Annotated in this window: 14 protein-coding genes; 13 read left to right on the top strand and 1 reads right to left on the bottom strand. The window is 54.2% G+C overall.

Going from position 1 to position 19532, the window contains the following annotated elements; translation table 11 throughout:
• Positions 1 to 673 precede the first annotated feature (673 nt).
• A complete protein-coding gene (gene ptsP, locus G491_RS0105020; RefSeq protein ID WP_028313804.1) occupies positions 674 to 2965 on the bottom strand; it encodes a phosphoenolpyruvate--protein phosphotransferase in 2292 nt (763 codons plus the stop codon).
• A 344-nt stretch (positions 2966 to 3309) separates the two neighbouring features.
• Between ptsP and G491_RS0105015 the strand changes: the two genes are divergently transcribed.
• The 13 genes from G491_RS0105015 to G491_RS33375 all read left to right on the top strand — a co-directional run bounded on the left by G491_RS0105015 (position 3310) and on the right by G491_RS33375 (position 19520).
• Positions 3310 to 5124, top strand: coding sequence for an acyl-CoA dehydrogenase (locus tag G491_RS0105015; protein WP_028313803.1), 1815 nt, complete (start codon positions 3310 to 3312; stop codon positions 5122 to 5124).
• Between the two features lie 21 nt (positions 5125 to 5145).
• A complete protein-coding gene (locus tag G491_RS0105010) occupies positions 5146 to 5973 on the top strand; it encodes an SDR family oxidoreductase (protein WP_028313802.1) in 828 nt (275 codons plus the stop codon).
• The gene (locus tag G491_RS0105005; RefSeq protein ID WP_028313801.1) at positions 5970 to 6971 is read left to right on the top strand and encodes an MBL fold metallo-hydrolase; all 1002 of its coding nucleotides are present in this window, start codon (positions 5970 to 5972) and stop codon (positions 6969 to 6971) included. The genes G491_RS0105010 and G491_RS0105005 overlap by 4 nt, the downstream gene beginning before the upstream one ends.
• Positions 6972 to 6984: 13 nt before the next feature.
• A complete protein-coding gene (locus G491_RS0105000) occupies positions 6985 to 8037 on the top strand; it encodes an alpha/beta hydrolase family protein (protein ID WP_028313800.1) in 1053 nt (350 codons plus the stop codon).
• Positions 8038 to 8055: 18 nt separating this feature from the next.
• Positions 8056 to 8334, top strand: coding sequence for a hypothetical protein (locus G491_RS0104995; protein WP_157467985.1), 279 nt, complete (start codon positions 8056 to 8058; stop codon positions 8332 to 8334).
• Between the two features lie 815 nt (positions 8335 to 9149).
• A complete protein-coding gene (locus G491_RS0104985) occupies positions 9150 to 9434 on the top strand; it encodes an acylphosphatase (RefSeq protein WP_028313798.1) in 285 nt (94 codons plus the stop codon).
• 192 nt (positions 9435 to 9626) lie between these two features.
• Positions 9627 to 11111, top strand: coding sequence for an Eco57I restriction-modification methylase domain-containing protein (locus tag G491_RS0104980; RefSeq protein WP_028313797.1), 1485 nt, complete (start codon positions 9627 to 9629; stop codon positions 11109 to 11111).
• The gene (locus G491_RS0104975; protein WP_028313796.1) at positions 11108 to 12061 is read left to right on the top strand and encodes a BsuBI/PstI family type II restriction endonuclease; all 954 of its coding nucleotides are present in this window, start codon (positions 11108 to 11110) and stop codon (positions 12059 to 12061) included. Before G491_RS0104980 ends, G491_RS0104975 begins: the two co-directional genes overlap by 4 nt.
• 598 nt (positions 12062 to 12659) lie before the next feature.
• On the top strand, positions 12660 to 13199 hold the full coding sequence (gene orn / locus G491_RS0104970) for an oligoribonuclease (protein ID WP_136360544.1): 540 nt from the start codon (positions 12660 to 12662) through the stop codon (positions 13197 to 13199).
• A 22-nt stretch (positions 13200 to 13221) separates the two neighbouring features.
• Positions 13222 to 14430 carry a TraB/GumN family protein gene (locus G491_RS0104965; RefSeq protein WP_028313795.1) on the top strand — a complete coding sequence of 403 codons (1209 nt, stop codon included), beginning with the start codon at positions 13222 to 13224 and terminating at the stop codon, positions 14428 to 14430.
• A gap of 103 nt (positions 14431 to 14533) precedes the next feature.
• Positions 14534 to 16621, top strand: a complete 2088-nt coding sequence (locus G491_RS0104960; protein WP_028313794.1) for an FAD-dependent oxidoreductase — start codon at positions 14534 to 14536, stop codon at positions 16619 to 16621.
• Positions 16622 to 16849: 228 nt separating this feature from the next.
• The gene (locus G491_RS29480) at positions 16850 to 17779 is read left to right on the top strand and encodes a hypothetical protein (RefSeq protein WP_012609365.1); all 930 of its coding nucleotides are present in this window, start codon (positions 16850 to 16852) and stop codon (positions 17777 to 17779) included.
• A gap of 106 nt (positions 17780 to 17885) precedes the next feature.
• A complete protein-coding gene (locus G491_RS33375; RefSeq protein WP_051327042.1) occupies positions 17886 to 19520 on the top strand; it encodes a protein kinase domain-containing protein in 1635 nt (544 codons plus the stop codon).
• Positions 19521 to 19532 lie beyond the last annotated feature (12 nt).

The following is a 19532-nucleotide window of genomic DNA, read 5'->3' as shown; positions in this document are numbered from 1 at the left end:
TGTTTCATATAACCAACTATTTTGAATTATTGAAAATGTTTGTGGATAGCCCGGGCAGAGCAGTATCCTGCCCGGGTGCAAAGCACATGTAGTTTAAACCATTAAAATCAATAGAACTCCACAATCTCCATCGGAGGGAAGGCCTTCCCAACACCCAGCCATCGTTCTCCCGCTTCGCGTGGGAATGCATATATAAGTATTTGAAATGGAAATATTTTCATGGTGTTAAGAATCCAATTAAAACTATAGGCTTAAACCGCACCTTCCGTCCGCCGGCCTTCCCCAATATTCAAAATCCCTTAGGCCGCGCCTTTTGTTGCTAAAGCAACCAAGGCACGATACTGCTGTGCCTGGGCTACCCGAAAAACGGCGCGGCAAGCCGCCCTTAGGGTTGGGAGACCCAACCCCTACCTGAAACGCGTAGGCTTATGGGGATCCAATAGATCCACTTCTCGCCGTAACAGCTTTATTTGCAGTGTAGTTGCAGGCCCCCGTGCCTGCCCAGGATGCGCTCCGCGCGTCCTGAAAGCACAGCCTCTGTGCGCCTATGCCGCTGCCTTGTCTGAGAGAATAAATTCGCAATGCAGCGCCAGGGCTTGCCCTGCTTAAAGACAAGGTTTTCGTGCGGCGAATAAGACGCAAACAGGAAGGCTTTGCAGCCTAAATATGCTTTTTAAATCTCCAACAGCAGAGGATCGATCTGTTCGATGCAGTGGTCCAGGTAGGCGCGGATGTCCTTTTCGTGGGACAGGCCCAGGATGGTGTCCGCCACCTGATCCAGGACGTCCTGAGTGACGCTTTGGATCAGGTACCTGACGCCCGGCGCCTGGAAGGGCGGCACGGAAAAATGCCTATAGCCCAGAGCGCATAGGGCCAGGGCGCCGCCGGGGATGGAAGCCATTTCGCCGCACACGGCGATGTCCTTTCTGAGGGAGTCGGCCTTTTCCTTGAGGCTTTTCATCATCCTGATAACCGAAGGATGATACCCGGAATACAAATGCCCCACCACGCTGGAATCCCGGTCCACGGCCAGCAGATATTGGATCAGGTCATTGGTGCCCACGGAGAAAAAGTCCACCAGGTCCTTGTAATCCTCCAACTGGTGGAACAGGCCGGGCACTTCCACCATGATTCCCATGGGCGGGACCGCGCCCGGGGGCATGGCCAGGTCGGTCACGGTTTCCTCCAGGATTTCCCGGGCGGTCTCCACTTCCCAGATGCGGGAGATCATGGGCAGCAGAATTCTAAAATGATGCCCTTGTTTGACCAGGGAGAGGATGGCTTTTATCTGCTCCCGGAACAGGTCCGGATATTCCATGGAAAACCGGATGGACCGAAGCCCCAAAAGGGGGTTGGCTTCGTCGGGAAAGGCGAAATAGGGCAGGCGTTTGTCCGCGCCGATATCCAGGGTGCGCACGGTGATGTCGCCGGGGAAAAGATCCCCCACCTCCCGGTAAACGGCGATCTGCTCCTCCACCGTGGGCCAGCCGTCAAAACGCATGAAGGAGAATTCCGTGCGGAACAGGCCCACATTCTCGATGCCCAGTTCCTTGGCCGTGGCCACGTCCGAGGGGAAGCCCACGTTCACGTCCACCTGATAGCCATAGGGCAGGTCGGACTCCTGCGCCTTGGCGATGATTTCCGCCTGAATCAGGCGGCTTTCTTCAAAGGTTTTTTCGTATTCTTCGATAAGCCCGGCGTTGGGCTCCACAAAGACGAAACCCGTATCGCCGTCCACCAGGACCTGCTGGCCCGAGGACAAGAGCTTGGTGGCGCCTTGCACTCCGACGACAGCCGGGATGCCCATGGATCTGGCCAGGATGGTGGTATGGGAGTTTTCCCCGCCGCGCTCCGTGATGATAGCCGCGGGCTTGTTCCCTTCCAGCCGGGCCACGGCCGCGGGCCCCAGGTCTTTGGCGACCACAACGCAGCCGATGGCCGGGGATTCCATTTTGATTTTCCGGCCGCTCAGCTTGAACAGGGCCGCCAGGACTCTTTCTCCGACTTCCCGGACGTCCACGGCCCGTTCCATGAGCATGGGATTGCCCCGGCTTTCGAACCGAAGGGCCACGTTTTCCGCGCCTTTGGCCGTCGCTTCCTCGGCGGACAGCTTGCCTTCCGTGATCAGGCCTTCGATCTCCCGGAGAAACAGGCCGTCCTCCAGCATCATGCTGTGGGTCTCGAAAATAGCGGCGTCGTGGGAGGAAATCTTGCCCTCGTTGGCCATGACGGCGGAGAGATCTTTCAACTCCTGCTTGGCCACGTTGGCGGCTATTTTAAACCGGTCCATTTCCTCCTGCACGCCCTGGCCGGCGAAGCCGCTTAGCGGCACTTTGTGCAGAAGCCCGCGAAACAGGTACACAGGGCCGATACCCGGGCCGCCGGACACGCCCTTGCCTTGCAGGGTCTTCCGGGCCGAAACCGCCCCTGGGGCCGTCCCCAGCCTTTCCAGCCTGTCCGCCACTTCCAAGAGTCCGGCCAGCCTGGAGGCCACGATTTCGAACAAGGTTTGCTCAGCCGGCAGCAAGGGCCGGGTGCTGGCCGTCTGGGCTACCAGAACTCCCAGGGCTTTTCTCTGGAGCAAAATGGGCACGCCCATGTATACTTCGTATTTATCTTCCCCCAAATCCGGGAAGTATTTAAAGTCGGGATGCTTGGAGGCCGGCATGGCTGCAATGGCGCGGCGCCTGGAAAAAACCGAGCCGGTGATGCCCTCGTCCGGCGAAAGCATGATGGACGTCCCCGGATCAAAGTTAAGCCCCCAGTTTCCCCGCATGACCAGTTTTTCCAGGGTGGGATCCCAGATATAAATGGACACGACGTCAAAGTGCAGAGACTTGGCGATCTTCTCCACCACCTGGGAAAGGACCGCATCCAATCCCTGGGCATGGTTTATTAACTCGCTGATCTCTTGTATGATTTTTAGATGAAGATCAACCCTGTCTGAATTTACAAATGGCGCCACACGGCCCTCTTTGGTTTGAGTTGGAGTGTACTTCGGTCTGGCTGTTGGACTTTCGCACCCACAGCTTCATATTATAATCGGCTTTATGCTGATGTCCATAGCAAAAATCAAGCCGAACCATAGTGACGGACTTTGTGGAAATTTTCACTAAGATTCGGTCTGTTCCTGCGCCGCCTGAGATCAAAGGCCGAGTAGTCTGCGGCTTGCATTTTCATCCAGGAAATCGAATGATTGCTCGGTTTTTGGGTTGACACAGTTCCCCGCCGGGAATTACTGTAGGCTGGCGTTTTTTGACGCCCTCTTTCACCCCAGTATTTATTAACCTAGCAAGCGAGGTATTATCCATGGCACAAGTAATTGCCGACCGCAGAGACATAGAATTTGTTTTGTACGAGCAACTGGAAGCCGATAAGATTAACAAGCACAAGGAATACTCGGACCTGGACAAAAAGTCGCTCGACCTCATCATTACCGAAGCCAGGAACCTGGCCTTGAAAGAGCTTCTGCCCATCAACTCGGAAGCGGACAAGACCGGCCTGCGTTTTGAAAACAATCAGGTTTTTGTGCCGGAAGTATTTCACAAGCCGTTTAAGATTTTGGCCGAAGACGGCTGGGGATCCGTGACCGAAGATCCCGAACTGGGCGGACAGGGCCTTCCCACCCTGATCATGCAGCCCATCATCGAATACCTCATGGGCGCTTGCGGCGTGTGCCTGGGCTACGTGACCATGGGCCACGGCACCGGCAAGATGATCGAACTCTTTGGCACGGAAAAGCAAAAGGAACTGTATTTAAAGAACCTGTATTCGGCGAAATGGGGCGGAACCATGGTTCTGACCGAAGCCGAAGCCGGCTCCGATGTGGGCAACCTTTCCACCACGGCCAAGAAAAACGACGACGGCACATATTCCATCACCGGCAACAAGATTTTCATCACCTACGGCGAGCACGACCTGACCGAAAACATCATCCATCCGGTCCTGGCCAGGATTGAAGGCGCTCCCGCAGGAACCGCCGGCATCTCCATTTTCATTGTGCCTAAAATCTGGGTGAACGACGACGGCTCCCTGGGCGAACCCAACGACGTGGTCTGCACGGGCATTGAAGAGAAAATGGGCATCCACGCCAGCGCCACCTGCTCCCTGGCCTTCGGCGGCAAGGGCCAGTGCCGCGGCTACCTGCTTGGCGAGGAAAACAAGGGCATGAAAGTCATGTTCCTCATGATGAACGAAGCCCGTTTGAACGTGGGCTTCCAGGGCTTTTCCGCCGCCTCCGTGGCCTACATGTACGCCTGCAACTACGCCAAGGAAAGAATCCAGGGCCGGGCCCTGGAGGACAGCGCCAACAAGGACGCCAAGCCGGTGGCCATCATCAACCATCCGGACGTACGGCGCAACCTGCTAACCATGAAAGCCTACACCGACGGCATGCGCAGCTTCATCTATTACGTGGCCGACCTGTTCGACAAAGAAGAACTGGCCGAAAGCCCGGAAGAAGCCGACCGTTTCAACAAGCTCATTCAGCTTTACACGCCCGTCATCAAAGCCTATTGCACGGACAAGGGCTTTGAACTGGCCTCCACCGGCATACAGGTATACGGCGGCTACGGCTACATCAGTGAGTATCCCATGGAGCAGATCCTACGGGACGCCAAGATCGGCAGCATTTACGAAGGCACCAACGGCATCCAGGCCATGGACCTCATCGGCCGCAAATTGGGCATGGACAAGGGCGCCATCTTCATGTCATTCATGGGTGAAGTCGCCAAAACCGTGGCCCAAGCCAAGGCCGTTCCCGGCCTGGAAGACATGGCCGCCAAAGTGGAAGCCGCGTGCAACCGCCTGGGCGAAACCGCCATGCATTTGGGCAAAACCGCGGTCAGCCCGCAATTTAAGGCCGCCTTCGCCCATTCCACCCATTTCCTGGAAGCCATGGGCGACGTGATCATGGCCTGGATGCTTCTGTGGCGTGCGGTCATTTCCGCCCCGAAAATCGAAAAGCAGAAAAAAGCCGTGGAAAAGGAATATTACGAAGGACAGGTCAAAACGGCGGAGTTCTTTATTTTCAACATGCTCCCCGTGACCATGGGCAAGATGGATTCCATCACCATAACCAACCCGGCCGCATTGGAGATAGCAGACTCCTGCTTCGGCGGCTGATAAAAAAAACTGGAGGGGGATATGAGGAAATTTCCTGGCAAGCGGGTGATCATCACCGGCGCGGGAAGTGGATTCGGCAGAGCTCTGGCCTTGGAGTTCGCCAAGGAAAATTGGAAAATCGGCGTGGCTGACATCAACGAAGAACGCGCTGACGAAACTGTGGACCTGGTCGCCCAAAAGGGCGGCCAGGGCCTTAAAATCCTGTGCGACGTCACGGACGCCGCGCAGCTTGAAGACGCCGCCGCTTTGCTTGAAAAGGAATGGGGCGGCGTGGATGTTGTGGTGAACAACGCGGGCGTGGGCGCGGCCGGATTCATGGAAAAGATTCCCATGGACAAATGGGACTGGATCATCGGCCTGAACCTGAAAAGCGTGATCCACGGGTGCCGCGCCTTTATTCCCTTGATGGAAAAGCAGGGCAAAGGGCACATCATCAACATGGCTTCCAACGCAGGCATAGCCTGCCTGCCCGAGATGGCCAGTTACAACGTGACCAAGGCGGCGGTCATCGCCCTGTCCGAAACCCTTCGGAGCGAGCTTTCCACCAAAAACATCGGCGTTACGGTTGTTTGCCCCACCTTTTTTAAAACCAACTTAATGGATCAGTTCAACTCCACGGACGACCGGCAGCGGGACATGGCGGAGAAATTTTTCAGCACGTCCCGGACCACGGCGGAAAAGGTGGCCAAGGCCGCCATGAAAGCCCTGAAAAAGAACAAGCTCTACGTGGTCACGCCCTGGGACGGCAAACTGGTCTGGACCCTCAAGCGCCTGTGTCCGGAAATCTGGTATAAACTGGTGTCCATGGGCTATCATCGGTTCGACAAAAGCGTGGGCGAATCCTCATGACAATGCCTCGACTCAGCCGGGAAATCATGCCTGGCGTGCATAGAATCTCTTTGCCTCTGCCGGGAAAGCAGCCGGGACCGGTCAACGCCTATGTGTTTGTGGGCGACACCGTCACCCTGCTGGATACGGGAACCTCCAAAACCGTGGGCCTCCTGGGCGCCGCCATGGGCGAACTGGGGCTCAGTTTTTCGGATATCGACCGCATTGTGGTCACCCACGGGCATCTGGATCATTACGGCGGGGCCAAGAAAATCAAGGAGGCCTCGCGGTACGACATCGAACTGGTGGCCGCGGAGGAGGACATCCGCGGCGTGGAACAAGGCAGCACGGTTCCCAATTCCAGCATGACCTATTTTTTGAAGACCATGGGCGTGCCGAAAATTTTTCCGCCCCTGATGATCGCCCTGAACTACGTGTTCGCCCGCATGGCCGACAACTGCCCCGTGGACGCAATTATGGAAGACGGGCAAAAGCTGGACATGGGCCGGCACGAAGCCACGGTGGTGCGCACTCCCGGCCATACCCGGGGATCGGTCTGCCTGTACCTGGAAAAGGACGGCGTGGTGTTTTCCGGCGATCACGTCCTGGAGCACATTACGCCCAACGCCCTGCCTATGCTGGAGGATTGGCCCGGCCTGCCCGAGCGGAAAAGCCAGATGGAGTTTTACGACTCCATTGACCGCATCGAGGCCCTGGATCCGGCCGTGCTTCACACCGGTCACGGCAAGAGAATCCGCGACCTGGCATCCGTGATCGACATGTACCGGAAGGCTTTTACGGCCAGGCAAAAAAGGGTATTGTCTTCGATCCGCCCAAGGGACGAATCCGTGTTCACCATCGCCCGGAGGCTCTTTCCCAATATTGAACTGAACCTCCGCTTTCCCATGGAAATGTATTTGGCCATATCCGAGGTGTACACGCACCTGCAGGTCCTGGAGGAAGAGGGGGAGGTTTGCCTGGCCTTGGAAAAAAACCGCCTGAGGGTGTTCAGGAATTAATCAGGAAAAAACCATGCTAAACAAACTATCCAAACCGCTGGACTTCGCCGGCGGCTGCGTGGACGGCGTCTTTTTGATGCTGCCCAAAATACTGAAGCCCTTCGCCAAATCAAAGGTTGTGGACAAGGACTCCTACATGGCCCAGGTGGAATTCTACCTGGACCAGGGATACGCGGACGATCCGGCCTCGTTCTTCGATCTGCCGGAGGCGCCGCCCGAATATCCCTCCGTAAACCGGGACCCGTTTTTGGACGGCCAACGGGAGCACATCACCTGGGAAAGCGGGTTTGAGGCGAAAAATCCGCTCCTCCGCGAGGAATACGCCTCCTACCTGGAAAACCGCACGGCCCATATGCTGCGCTGGACCCACGGAGAGCCCGGCCGCAAGACCGTGGTCTGCCTCCACGGATTCATGCTGGGCGAGCCGGATCAGGCGGAAAGGATGTTCAAGGTCAAAAAACTCTATAACATGGGCCTGGACGTGGCATTGTTAATCGCTCCCTTTCATTGGGAGCGGGCGCCTTCCGGCCCGGGGGCGGCCAACATCGCCCTGCAGCCGGACAACGTGCCCATGACAGCTGAGTTCATGGGGCAGATCATGTTTGACTTGGCCAGCGCCTTGCTTTTGCTGAAGAAAATGGACGCCGGGGAATTGGGGCTTATCGGCGCCAGCATGGGAGGCTACACCGCCTCGTTGTTCTCTTGCCTGAGCGACATGCATTCCTTTGCAGCCATGATGGTGCCGGCCGTGAATTTTTCCAAGCCCATCGGCCCGGACACGGTTTCCATGCCCTTTGCTATGGACAAATCCATGAAGGAGAAGGTAAACAAAGTGTGGGAGTTTCACTCTCCCTTACACCTCACGCCGAAAATACCCCGGGACCGCATCCTGGTCATCGCTTCCAAGGGGGACAGGATTTGCCCCTTTGAATACGTGGAAGCCCTCTGCCGAAAATGGCAAGGAATTCGCTGCACCTTCATGACGGGCGGGCATTGGATGGTCTTCAACGGCAAGCTCCGGGGCCAGGCGTGGTACGGCTTTTTGCACGATATGGAGTTTATTTAATTTCACACTGGAGGGGAAATGTCTAAAAATCCGTTATTCTGGTATGTCAGTATGGCTGTGACTGCTTTTGGTTGGATTATTTTTGTTTTAGGACTGCTGCTGGGCGCGGGCGGCGCATTCAAAAGCCTTTGGATCGTCCTGGCTTTGATTTTCCTGGTTATCCATCCCTTGGAAATTCCCATCGGCATGAAGGTGGGCGAACGCGCCGGCCTTGAAAAGGGAATCTCCGCCCTGAAAACCCTGGCCTTCGGCCTTACCTGGTGGATTCCGGTCAAAATGGGCGTCATCCACGATTAAAGGGATGGCGGCGCATGCCTTGTTCAAATCCGATTTTTTCGGGTGGCCCAGGCACAGCAGCTCCGGCGCCGGGTTGCACGGCGCCAAAAGGTGCGGCCGGGAAAGATAGAAGAATTCGAGGATGTCCGGCGGGCGTATGGAGACTGTTGACTCCCTGTTTTTTGATGGACCATTATTGTTGGGTTTCGATATCAACGGCCCGGCTTCGGATGGTTCTCTGCAAGATGCCCTGCACCGGTCTTGATGCAGGTCGCCAATATCTCTACCCAACCTACAGTCTTTATTGCAAAAATGTGGGTTGGGTAGAGCTTGCGAAACCCAACGAAAAAAGGCTTGGCGCCTCTATAATACAATGTAGTTGCGCCCCCCTGTGGGCGCCTTAGAAACGCGCAAAGCTCGCCTTGGGCAGAGCAAGCCCTGCCGCTACGCTTCGAATTCAACCGTTGAAGAGTAAAAACGCAATGTAGTTGCGCCCCCCTGTGGGCGCCTTTGGAACGCGCAAAGTGCGCTCCGGGCAGGGCAAGCCCCGCCGCTACGCTTGAAATTCAACCTATACGGCTTCGTTATCCGGCCAGCCGCGGCATGCAATGCCGGGGGACGAAGTCCAATAAGGGCGGCCTGTGAGGCGAGTGGAATCCCATAGCGGCCTGCGGCCCCGAGGGGCAAGTGGAATCCAGGTTTTTTTCGTTCCTATGCTTCGCCCATTCCGTCTCTTTCCAATGCCTCGCGTGGGAAGGTATATGGAACTTGTTGAAATCCAGTTATTTTCATGCTTTTATATAAATTCCCAAAACCACTATTCACGGAGGGCTGCCATGGCGGATATAAAATGCGTGCGAGCCAGAATCACCGGCGTTGTCCAGGGCGTCAGCTTTCGTTACCATACCCAAGAGACCGCCAACCTCCACGGCGTGAACGGCTGGGTCAGGAATATGCCGGACGGCTCCGTGGAAGCGGTCTTCCAGGGAGATCCCAAGGCCGTCAGGGCGGTCCTTGACTGGTGCTGGATCGGCCCTTCCTTCGGCCGGGTGGATGACGTCGTCATCCAGGACGAACCCGCGGACGAAGAGTTTACCTCCTTCCGTATCGCCTATTCGTAGGCTATTCCTCGTTTTATTCCAGGCCGGATATGCTATGTCCAATAAGCTGACCACGGTTATGGTGTCTATTCATAATGATCCATGGGTAATGATGTGAAATGTGCAATATCAGAGGCTATCTACGATTTTATGCAGTGATGGCTTTTTTCTGTCCCTTTTGATATGATTAGAAGAAAATATGGGGATTAAGAAATGTTATCGACAGCAGAAAAAAATCGGCTAATAGTATCAAGGCACACCCCAGCAAAGAAAAAATCTCTATTTGGTCAGTATTTTACACCGGAGAACATTGCGGCTTTCATGGCTCATCTTTTTCCTAATTCCAGGGGCAATTGTAGACTGCTTGATGCTGGAGCTGGAGTAGGTGCACTTTCCGAAGCATTTCTGAAAAGGTGGAGGGCTGGTGGCCTTAACTTCGACAATGTTAAGTTAGACGCTTTTGAAATTGATTCTGAGTTACATCCATACTTGTCCCAGGCATTAAATAAATATCAAGATGAAAACAACTTTCATTTTAGTATTCGAGAAGCTGATTTTATTTCGATTGCGGTTGAATCACTCGCCGGGGATTTATTTGCAGAACATATTGATAGATACACACATGCAATCATAAATCCACCGTACAAAAAAATTAATAGCAATTCCGGCCATCGTTTGGCCCTGCGACGCATTGGCATTGAAACGGTCAATTTATATTCAGCTTTCGTAGCTCTCACTGTTGCTCTTGTTGAGCACGGAGGGCACATAGTGGCGATTATTCCTCGTAGCTTTTGCAATGGGCCATATTATCGTCCGTTTAGAAAATTTTTAATAGAGAATTCTGTTATTCGGCGCATTCATTTATTTGAATCGCGCAGCAAAGCATTTAAAGATGAAAAGGTCCTCCAGGAAAATATTATTATCCATTTGGAGCGTGGCGGCTATCAAGGGCCTGTGATCATTTCAACATCAACGGATGATTCCTTTGATAATATTGAGGTCCACGAGTATCCCTTCAACAGGATTGTTCATTCCAATGATTCTGAACAATTTATACATGTTCCTACTTCGCCCCAGGTAAACACTATTGAAAACTTTCAAGCACAAGGAAATAATATCTGTGACATAGGCGTTCAGGTGTCCACAGGGCCTGTGGTTGACTTCCGGTTAAAAGGTTTTTTGAAGAAGATGCCAGAGCCTGGAACTGTGCCTCTGCTTTACCCTGCCCATTTTAATACCAATGGAATTAATTGGCCTATTGAAGATATTAAGAAGTCAAATGCAATTATCCGAAATGCAGAAACAGAAAAATGGCTTTACCCAAACGGGTTTTACTGCGTGGTTCGCCGTTTCACGGCCAAGGAAGAAAAACGCAGGATTGTTGCCAGCGTAGTTGATCCCACTTTCTTTCCTGGTGTGCCCATGTTAGGCTTTGAAAATCATTTAAACGTATTTCATCAAAATAAGTCCGGCTTACCATCTGAGTTGGCAAGAGGCTTGGCTGTTTTCCTCAATATGACTGAGGTTGATGAATATTTTCGCCGATTTAATGGCCATACACAAGTCAATGCAACGGACTTGAAACGAATGAGCTATCCAAGCCGTAAGGCATTGATAGACCTCGGGAAATGGGCCAATAAACATACGGAGCTTACTCAGGCTATGATTGACTCAAAAATGGGAATAATCAGCAAATGAAAAAAAGTGAGAGCAAAATTTTTGCGGCAATTCAGATCATCACTGCACTAGGCCTCCCAAAAGCGCAGCAAAATGAGAGGTCTGCACTTTGTTTGCTCGCTTTATTGAATCTCACGCCCAACAAGAAATGGTCGGATGCAGATTGTCCGCTTATGGGAATAACGCCCATAATGAATTGGGTTCGTGACCATTACGGCAAAGTATATGCGCCAAATACCCGTGAAACGTTTCGGCGACAATCTATGCATCAGTTCTGTATAGCCGGACTCGCTCTTTACAACCCAGACAAACCCGATCGCCCTGTTAACAGCCCAAAGGCAGTCTATCAGATAGAACCAAAAGTTTTGGAATTAATACGACTATTTAGAACACGGGGATGGAGTAACGCATTGAACCTCTATCTATCTGGGCGAGAAACGCTGATTGTTCAGTATGCGAAGGAGCGAGAGCAAAATCGAATTCCCGTTAAGATTGCGCCTTGTAAGGAGATTACAATAAGCCCAGGGGAACACAGTGAACTAATTCGTGATATTATTGAGGATTTTGCTGAGCGCTTTGCTCCAGGAAGCGAGTTAGTTTACGCAGGAGATACTGGAGAAAAATGGGGGTACTTTGACAAAGCCCTTTTGACTAAACTCGGTGTGATTGTTGACTCCCATGGGAAAATGCCTGATGTCGTTTTATATTATGGAAAGAGAAATTGGCTGCTGCTTGTTGAAGCTGTGACGAGCCATGGCCCAGTAGACGGCAAGCGGCACGCAGAGCTCGCCGAACTTTTTTCAGGGTCAACCGTCGGGCTGGTATATGTGACGGCCTTTCCTAATAGGACCATAATGGGAAAGTATCTTTCTGAAATAGCGTGGGAAACTGAAGTGTGGGTTGCAGATGCTCCATCGCACTTGATTCATTTTAATGGGATACGCTTTCTTGGCCCTTATGAGCACTCTTGATGGGATTATCTGTAGAACATTAAATGGATTAATAGCATGGCACAACAGAATTCAACTCCCGAAAGCGTTTCTTTCCGCGTCTCGTCGCCTTCCGTGGTGGAAATAAGATTGTTAAGGCCTTAGCTTTCGGGAACGGCTGATAGCCTATTGTGTTGGATGAACCTGCGCACAGGCATTCTCCTTGTATAATGAATTTCGATAAAGTGGAATGCATGGATTTTCCATAAAGAGCATTATGTGCAGAACCATCCAACCTTCGAAATATCCTGAATTAAATACATATGCCTCCGGCCTAAGGGTAGGTCGGTTGGTTCTGCATCAGGTTTTTCCCGCCTAATGGATAGGCGTGAGAAATACTGCTTCTTCTGCTTGGAGCCCTTGTCTTTGTTCGCAGGTTCATCCGACAGCATTTTAAGGGCAATCTCGAAGGCGGAGTTAAGGTAATCAGAGCGCTGAGGTAAATTGCTCCTTAAGATTTCTGTTTTCTTTAAGCTGCACTCTCTCCCGGCGCCTGCGCCTTGACGTTCACGGATTATCTTAGTACAGTCCCCTAAATTGCCTCAAACCCACATTAATCTATAATAAAAACGGGGGTGCGATGGACTCCAGGATGGTATGGATTGACATGGAGATGACCGGGTTGAATCCGGACAATTCAGTGATTGTGGAGATCGCCACGTTGATCACGGACGGGGACTTGAATCTTGTGGCCGAAGGACCGGAGCTCGCTATTTTCCACCCTCCCCACGTTCTTGAAAACATCGACCCATGGAGCCTGGATCAGCACACCGCATCCGGGCTTTTGGACCGGGTGAAGGCCTCGGACGTGGACACGGCCCAGGCCGAAAAGCTCACCCTGGACTTCATCAAAGAATATTGCGCGGAAAAGGAATGCCCCCTTGCGGGAAATTCCGTGTGGCAGGATCGCCGGTTTATGGTAAAGTATATGCCCCTTTTGGAGGATTTCCTCCTCCATCGCATGGTGGATGTAAGCACCATCAAGGAGCTTTTCAAACGCTGGTATCCTGACATGGCGCCTTTTGTGAAAACGCACGAACACACGGCCCTGGCGGATATCATGGAGTCCATAAACGAATTGCGCTATTACCGGGAAAAGGTGTTCTTGCCTATTCCCTGAAGCAAGGAACGGATTTTTTTACATGGAAGAAGCAGTATCGGAAAACAACGGCGCAGGCTATCCCGATGATAAAGACATTCACCGCTTTCAACTGGACGGCAAGGAAATAGTTATCCTGGGCACGGCCCATGTGTCCAAGGCGAGCGCCGACCTGGTCGCCCAGGTCATTCAACGGGAAAAGCCTGACACGGTGTGCGTGGAGCTTTGCCCCTCCCGCCTGGAAGCCATCAACAATCCCGACCGCTGGAAGGAAATGGACATCGTGTCCGTCATCAAGGAGAAAAGGGCGTACATGCTCCTTTCCCATCTCCTTCTTTCCTCGTTTCAAAAAAAGATCGCCGACAAGCTGGAAATCCAGGCTGGCCAGGAGATGATGACCGCCATCCAGGAGGCTGCGGCCATCGAGGCCTCGGTCCATCCCATAGACCGGGACATTCGCACGACCCTGGCCCGGTGCTGGCGGCTTATGGGCCTGAAGGCCAAGTTCTCTCTGCTTTTGGACGTCATGGGCGCCATGGACGAGGCGGACAAGATCACGGAAGAGGACGTGGAAGCCTTGAAGGACAAGGACGCCCTGGAAATGGTCCTGGAGGAGCTGGGGGAGATGCTGCCCCAGGTGCGGACCGTGCTCATCGACGAACGGGACCTCTATATGGTCCACACCATAAACCACGCTCCGGGCGACAAGGTCGTGGCCGTGGTGGGCGCCGGGCATGTGCCGGGCATCAAAAAGCATTTTGACGAGCAAATCGACATAGAAGAGCTGGAAAGCCTGCCTCCCAAGGGCAAGCTGGGCAAGGTTTTTAAATGGGGAATCCCCGCGGCAATCATAGCCTTGATAGCATATGGATTTCTCAGCCGCGGCGGAGCCGTGGGCGTGGAAATGGTCGGCTGGTGGGTGGGCGTCAACGCGTTTTTCGCCGGCCTGGGGGCGTTGCTGGCTTTGGGCCATCCCTTGACCATCCTGGCCGCCATGGCGGCGGCGCCCCTGACCTCCCTCAATCCCATGATAGCGGCAGGCTGGGTTTCGGGGCTCACCGAGGCGTATTTGCGAAAGCCCCAGGTGAAAGATCTGGAGAGCCTTTCGTCGGACATTGTAACGTTTCGAGGTTTCTGGAAAAACAAGGTTACGCGGATTTTGCTGGTGACCGTACTGTCCAACGTAGGCAGCATGATTGGCACCTTTGTGGCCCTGCCTTTTATATTGAGGGCCTTTGGCGTGGAACAATAGGCGGTTTTCCTTGATCCCGTTCCTACTTTGTGGTACGGGAGGGGCGGTTTTGTAGGCGCCGGTATTAACATATCGTTAACGTTTATATTTTTTTGGAGACACCATGATAGGCGCATTTTTGTTCATGTTAGGCTTGGGCGGGGCCTGCGCAATCTTGCTGAGTGTAGCGTCCCGGGTTTTTTATGTTTACGAGGATCCTCGCATTGCGGAAGTGGAAGATCGCATGGCGGGGGCTAACTGCGGCGGTTGCGGCTATGCAGGCTGCAACGCGGCGGCGGTGGCTGTGGTGGCGGGAAAAGCCCCGGCCAGCGTCTGCATCGTGGGAGGCATGGAATCCGCCCAGGGCGTTGCCGAAGTCATGGGAATGGATGTGGGAGGCGCGGAGCCGATTCTGTCCTACAACCCCTGCAAAGGCGGCGACAGGGCCGAGGACAAATTCATCTATCAGGGCGTGCCCACTTGCGCGGCTTTGACCCGCTTGTATGAAGGCAAGCGTTTCTGCTCGGTGGGCTGTTTGGGTTTGGGCGACTGCGTAAAGGCCTGCCTGTTCGACGCAATTTCCATTGGTCCCAACGGATATCCGGTGGTGAACGCGGACAACTGCGTGGGCTGCGGCGCGTGCGAAAGGGCTTGCCCCAAGGGCGTTCTGGAAGTCATGACCATGTCCCAGAGGCTGTTGGCCATGAATGAAACGGACGACGCTCTGGCGCCCTGCCAACAGATCTGTCCGGCTCAGATCAACATCCCTTTGTACATCGAGCAGATCAAAAAGGGGGATTACGAAGGCGCGGTCAACACCATTCGGGAAAGAAACCCCCTGCTCCTTTCCTGCGGCCGGGTTTGCCCTCATCCCTGCGAAGACAAATGCCGCCGGGGTGTGGAGGACGAGCCGGTCTCCATCAACCAGCTTAAACGCTTTGTGGCGGACTACGAATTGCATTCCGGCAAACGGTTCCCCATTTCCAAGGCGCCGGCCACGGAAAAGAAGGTTGCGGTCATCGGCGGCGGCCCCGCCGGCCTGTCCTGTGCGTTTTTCCTGGCCCGCTTGGGGCATTCCGTAACCATTTACGAGGCCATGCCCAAACTGGGCGGCATGATCCGCTACGGCATCCCCGAATACCGTCTGCCCAAAAAGATTTTGGATTGGGAAATTCAAGGCATCCTGGACCTGGGCATCGAGGCCAAGACCGACGCCCGCTTCGGCTTTGACTTCAACCTGTCCGATCTCATGGAAGAAGGCTTTGACGCCGTATTCATGGGCATCGGCGCATGGAAGGACATGAAGCTCCGGGCCGAAGGCGAAGACATGGAAGGCTGCTTCACCGGCATCGACTTTCTGGCTCGCGTGGCTAACGGCGAAGAGGTGAAAATAGGCAAAAACCCGATCATCGTCGGCGGCGGAAATACAGCCATTGACTGCGTCCGCACCCTGATCCGCATGGGCTCCAAGGTTACCTTGGCCTATCGCCGCACCCGGGCTGAAATGCCCGCCAACGAAGTGGAAATCGTGGCCGCCGAGCACGAAGGCTGCGATTTTGTATTCCTGGCCGCGCCCACCCGCGTGGTCGGCGATGAAAACGGCAAGGTCATCGGCCTGGAATACCAGAAAATGGAACTGGGCGAGCCCGACGCTTCCGGCCGCCGCAGGCCTGTCCCTGTGGAAGGCTCCGAGACCATCCTGGACGCCGACATGATCGTGTCCGCCATCGGCCAACGCCCGGACATCTCCTTTATGGATAATCCGGAAAAAGCCCTGGCCGACCTTAAGACCACACGTTGGGACACCATGGACCATAACGAGGACACCCTGCAGACCGACATCCCGTTCATCTTTGTGGGCGGCGACTCGGCCACGGGCCCCGATCTGGTCGTCTCCGCCATCGGCGGAGGCCGCAAGGCGGCAAGGTCCATCCATCAGTTCGTCATGGGCGAAGAAGTCAAGGCCGCGCCCAAGGACCTGAAAAAACCCTTGATCCCCGAATCGGATTTCAAAACCGTGCCCGGCATTATCCAATCGCCCCGCGCGCCCATGCCGGAACTTCCGGTGCAAGAGAGAATTTATTCCTTCATCGAAGTGGATCAGGTATTGGACGAAGAGTCCGCACTTCGGGAGTCCGGCCGCTGCCTCAGGTGCTGCCGCACCTGTTATGACAAGGACACGGAACGTAAGACGCAAAAAAGCGCGGCATAGCCCGGTCGACTAATATCATAAGACCCCCCTGGGATTAACGGTCTCAGGGGGTTCTTTTTTTTGAGCCCGCCAAAGCACAGCCTGTTTTTTGCAACTTCACACCGATTTTGCACCTTAAGTCTATCTCATGACTTGACACCTGCTAAAGGTCATGGTTTAGTATGATCTAATGTCCACTATGCGCAGTCTCTTTAGCTTTTTTTTTGTACAAGGGGATGAGGGGGATTAATGAGAAATCAGTCTGTTACCAGAGAACCGCCTGTCGTGGTGCTTCCTGAAATTGACGACTTGGTTTCTATGGAAAAACCCCGGGAAGTCCTGAAAGAGGCGGAGAATATCGTCAGGCTCATGTTTGACGAAACCAGCTTTGACTTCATCCGCAGCGTTTTTGATGATATCCTGACCCTGTTCGCCGGAAAATATCCCGATTTCAAACGGTGCAACACCCGTTTTCATGATCTCCAGCACACCACGGATGCTTTCCTGGCAATGGCTCGCCTTATGCACGGCGCCGTTGTGGAAGGCAAGCCTCTGAACGAAACCGACGTGTTCCTGGGCCTCATCGCCGCTCTTCTTCACGACACCGGTTACATCCAACGCCAAGACGACCACCGGGGTACGGGCGCACGCTACACCCTCATCCACGTGCAGCGGAGCGTGGAGTTCATGAAGTTGTACTTCAACTCCCGAGGCTTTTCCGAAAGGGACTTTAAAATCTGCAGTTGCTTTCTGGAATGCACGGACCTGGACGTGGAAGTCTGCGATATTTGCTTTTCCAACGAGTCCTACCGCATGTTGGGCCAGATGCTGGGCACCGCCGACCTCCTGGGGCAGATGGCGGCCAGGAATTACCTGGAAAAACTCATCTTTCTTTATTACGAGTTTGAAGAGGCCGGCGTTCCCGGATTTGCCAGCGAGTTGGATCTTCTGCGCAAAACCGCCGATTTTTACGAAATGGCCAAGGTGCGCCTGGACAATGATCTGAACGGCGTGCGCCATTACGTCCGGGCTCATTTTCGCGAACGCTGGAACATTGATAAAGACCTTTATGAAGCCGCCATCGAGAAAAACGTGGCCTATCTCCGGTTCATCCTCAATGAACACCCGGAAGAATACCGCACCTACCTCCGCCGCGCCCTTGTCAAGGAATGGAATTAGGCAAAATCCCGCTGCTGTAAACACCATCGTCCTCTTTGATTGACTTGCCAAACCCCGCTCATTATGATTTTACCCAAGCCAAACGTATCGTTGCGGGAGACATCTCATGACTGAAAAAATCGAACCACCCAATTGTTGGGAATACACCCAGTGCGGCAAGGAGCCGGGCGGCGCCAACGTGGATGAAAACGGTCCGTGCCAAGCGGCGTTGAAAACCGCCCTGGACGGCGTAAACAACGGGAAAAACGCCGGCCGCCTTTGCTGGGCCGTGGACGGAACCATGTGCCATAACCAAACCCCTGGCCCGGAAGAGGATAAAATCTCCTCTTGCATCTCGTGCCCGTTCTTCCAAAAGGTTCAGGAAGCCGAGGACCAAGGGGACCTGCGCACTAAATTCCTCCGTTTTGTCACCATGGACGGAAAAAAGCCCCTGATGCAGGGCCTGGAAATCAAGCACGTCGCACAAGGAGAGCGTTTTATAATCCAGAATGCGAACAGCGAGGCCGGATACATCATCCAAAAAGGCTCCTGCAGAATTCTTGTGGAGAAGGACGGCGAGCTTGTCGCCATTGGACGCCGGGGCCTGGGCGAGGTGGTGGGCGTCACCGCCCTTCTTACGGGCGCGCCGTATTCCGCCCACGTGGAGGCTGAAACGCCCATGTGCCTGTGGGTGATCCGCCGGGATCAGTTTGAGGCCATGGTGGAAAAAGACCGGGACCTCATGGAGTTTTTGACCGAATTGGTCGCTGACCGCCTGAGCGCGGATCGCCCCATGGCGGACCGGGCCGTGGGCAGGTACACGGCCAGGGAGGTTCTGGGCAAGGGCGGGTTTTCCATGGTGTACAAGGGAATCCACACCGCCCTGGAAATGCCCGTGGCCATCAAGATGCTCCATCACGACAAGGCCCTGGACCCGGATTTTCTGGCCGCCTTCCGCAACGAAGCCGAAAGCATCGCCAAATTCAACCACGAGAACATCGTCAGGGTATTTGACATCGAGGAGCTGTACCGGACCGTTTTCATTATCATGGAGTATCTGGAAGGCGAGCTTTTGTCCGACATGATTAAGCGCCTGGGCAGGCTTTCGCCCCTCCTGGCTGCGGATTTTATGGTCCAGGCCTGCCGCGGCCTGGAATACGCCCATAAGTTCGGAATCATCCACCGCGACATCAACGTCTCCAACCTGTTCATACAAACCGGAGACCGGCTGAAAATCATGGATTTCGGCATCGCCTGCAAAATCGGCACGGAAGACTTCGGCGAGACCGGCACGGCGGCGTTCATGTCTCCCGAGCAGATCGACGGAGATCCCGTGGACGAAAGAACCGACATATACTCCCTGGGTCTGGCCGCCTACGAAATGGTCACCGGAGAGCGCGCCTTTCCCGGAAACGATATCATGGCCTTGTTGGACGGCCACCTGGAACGGGACGTCCCGGACCCGGCGGAGAAGGCCCCGGACCTGCCTCCGGCCCTGCGCCAGGTGATCATGAAGGCGGGGAAGCGTGCGCCGGACGAGCGGTTTAACAAGGCCGGGGAGATCATCGAGGCCCTGACCGAGATATTGCCCCAGTGCGACCTACCCCTGGAGTGCGCACCGCCGGTTAGGAAGATGACCTCGTTGTTTTTGATTTATGAAGAAGACAAGCAAAAGGAAGTGGGGCGCCTGACCGAAGAGTTTTCCTCAGCCATGAAAAAACTGGGTGTAACCCTCAAAGCCGCCAATTTTCCGGACATATAGAAAAAGGAATAC

Origin of the sequence: Desulfatibacillum aliphaticivorans DSM 15576 (assembly GCF_000429905.1) — a bacterium.
GTDB lineage: Bacteria > Desulfobacterota > Desulfobacteria > Desulfobacterales > Desulfatibacillaceae > Desulfatibacillum > Desulfatibacillum aliphaticivorans.
Note: the sequence above shows the minus strand (reverse complement) of the source record. Positions and strands in the feature narration are given on the sequence as shown.